The organism is Streptomyces spiramenti (assembly GCF_012034385.1).
Classification (GTDB): Bacteria; Actinomycetota; Actinomycetes; order Streptomycetales; family Streptomycetaceae; genus Streptomyces; species Streptomyces spiramenti.
On record NZ_JAAVJB010000407.1, the window covers coordinates 1 to 2308 of the forward strand.

Sequence of the window (2308 nt, forward strand, 5' to 3'; positions counted from 1 at the left end):
GGCGGGCGAGGTCCGCGGCGCCGACCAGGCCGGCGCGGCCTCCCAGCCGCGCGGCGAGCACCTGGGCGTGCGGCCGGTAGCGGCTGCCGACCAGCCAGCGGCGGAAGGACTTGCGGATCGGCTCCAGGACGAGGTCGCCCTCGTCGGAGACGCCCCCGCCCACGATGAAGGCGGAGGGGTCGAACAGCGAGGCCAGGTCGGCGAGTCCGGCGCCCGCCCAGCGGGCCAGCTCGCGGAAGGAGTCGATGGCGACCGGGTCGCCCTGCCGGGCGGCCTCGGAGACGTGGCGCCCCTCGATGCCCTCGGGGGTGCCGTCGCCCAGGGCCAGCAGCACGGGGGCCTGGTCGGGGCTGGCGGTGGCGCGCTGGCGCGCGTAGCGGACCAGCGCGCGGCCGGAGGCGTACTGCTCCCAGCACCCCTGGCTGCCGCAGCCGCACAGCAGGCCGTCCGGCACTATCCGGATGTGGCCGAACTCGCCGGCGATGCCGAAACGGCCGCGGTGGAGCCGGCCGCCCATGACGATGCCGCCGCCGAGGCCGGTGCCCAGGGTGATGCAGACGACGTCCTCGTGACCGGCGCCCGCGCCGAAGCGGTACTCGCCCCACGCGGCGGCGTTGGCGTCGTTCTCCACGACCACGGGCAGCCCGACGCGCTGCTCGACCTTGTCCTTCAGCGCCTCGTGGCGCCACTTGATGTTGGGGGCGAACAGCACGGTGGCACGCTTGTCGTCCACGTAGCCGGCCGCGCCGATCCCGACGGCCACGGCGCCCGATCCGTCACCCACGGTCCGCACCGCGTCCGCGATGGCGTCCACGACGCCCTGCGGGGTCGGCGGCGTCGGCACCGTGCAGGTGTTGAGGATGGCGCCGGATTCGTCGACCACCCCGGCCGCGATCTTGGTGCCGCCGATGTCGACCCCGATGGTGAGTCCCATGAGTCCCTCAGTGAGTGGTCGTTGCATACCCGCCGCGGAATACCGTACAGGAGGTGAACGGTCACTCTGACGGACCGATCAGGGCTTCGGGCCGTCGCTCGGGGAGGTCGGGCCGCTCTCGCCCGAGCCGGGCCGCGTCCCGTCCTCGGGGGCGGCCGTCCCCTCGGCGTCCCGCTGCTGCTGAGGTGTGAACGCGGCACGGAAGGCGGCGGCGACCTCGTCGCCCGCGCGGGCGAGATGGCCGATGGTGTCGCGATGCCGCTCCAGGACGGGGTCCACGGCGGCGCGGGCCTTGTCGGCGGCGTCCGCCGCCACCCAGCCGGCGGGCCCGCCGCCGAACTGCCCGAGGCGTTGGGCGACTGTGTCGAAGAAGTGACGAAGCTCGTCCACCGGCTCGCTGCCGTTACCGGCCGACCGGCGTCGGGCCCGCTCGGCCCGGAGGTCCTCCTCGCAGGCCGTGGCCCAGGCGTCGTCGTCGAATGGGGGCTGGTGCGCGTCGCTCATGGCGGACTCCTGGGGCGGGACGCGTGACTCGTCGCTCCCGACGGTACCCGAACGCCCGGGGGCGGTCACCGGATCCGCGCGCCCCGTCCCGGCCGGCGAGGTCGGGCCGGGGGGGGAGGCCGGGCGCGAGGCCGGGCGCCGGGCCGGTGCCGCGCGGCGGTGTCAGCCGCCCAGGCTCTCCACCCGCCGCCGCAGCCCGTCGAGGGCGCGGTCGACGATGACCTTCTCGGCCTTCCGCTTGATGTCGCCCAGCATCGGGATCTTCACGTCCACGGTCAGCTGGTAGACGACCTCGGTGCGGGTGCCGCCGGCGGTGGGCATCAGCCGGTACGAGCCGTCCAGGGCCCGCAGCATGCGGGACCGCACCAGCGTCCAGGACACCTCGGTGGCGCCGGTCCACGTGTACGCCAGGGTGTGGTCGTCGCGGATGGCCCCGGCGTCGAGCACCAGGCGGACCTGCCGGGCGCGCCCCTGGTCGTCGGTGTCCAGGACCTCGGCCTCGGTGACCTCGCCCGTCCACTCCGGGTAACGACCGAAGTCGGCGATCACCGCCATCACCGCGGCCGGCGACGCCTCGACGGTGATGCTGGACCTGGTCTGCTCGGCCATCGCGCTGGCTCCTCGTTCTCTCTCGCCCCTGGGGCGGCCCGAGTGATCCGGCGCCGTCCGGGGGAAGGCTATACCGTGCGCGGCACGGCGCCCGCCGGTCGCGCGCGGGCAGTTGGGCGGGCGCCCGGCGCAGGCCGGGGATTCCCCGGTAGGCTCGGGCGTCGGGCGGGACCGGGCCGCGCGTCCGGAGTCGGCAGGCGGGTGTTCGCGCGGGGCGCGCGCATCCCGTGTCGGCACCGCCCGCGGGGTCCTCCGGGACCC

At 75.7% G+C, this 2308-nt stretch carries 3 protein-coding genes; all 3 read right to left on the reverse strand.

What is annotated here, in order from left to right; all coding sequences use genetic code 11:
• The coding region (locus HCJ92_RS23700; RefSeq protein WP_167935659.1) for an ROK family glucokinase at positions 1 to 934 on the reverse strand (934 nt) is incomplete at its 3' end.
• A 78-nt stretch (positions 935 to 1012) separates the two neighbouring features.
• Positions 1013 to 1438: a DUF5304 family protein gene (locus tag HCJ92_RS23705; RefSeq protein ID WP_167935660.1), complete on the reverse strand. Its 426-nt coding sequence runs from the start codon at positions 1436 to 1438 to the stop codon at positions 1013 to 1015.
• Positions 1439 to 1600: 162 nt separating this feature from the next.
• On the reverse strand, positions 1601 to 2047 hold the full coding sequence (locus tag HCJ92_RS23710; protein ID WP_167935661.1) for an SRPBCC family protein: 447 nt from the start codon (positions 2045 to 2047) through the stop codon (positions 1601 to 1603).
• Positions 2048 to 2308: the final 261 nt, after the last annotated feature.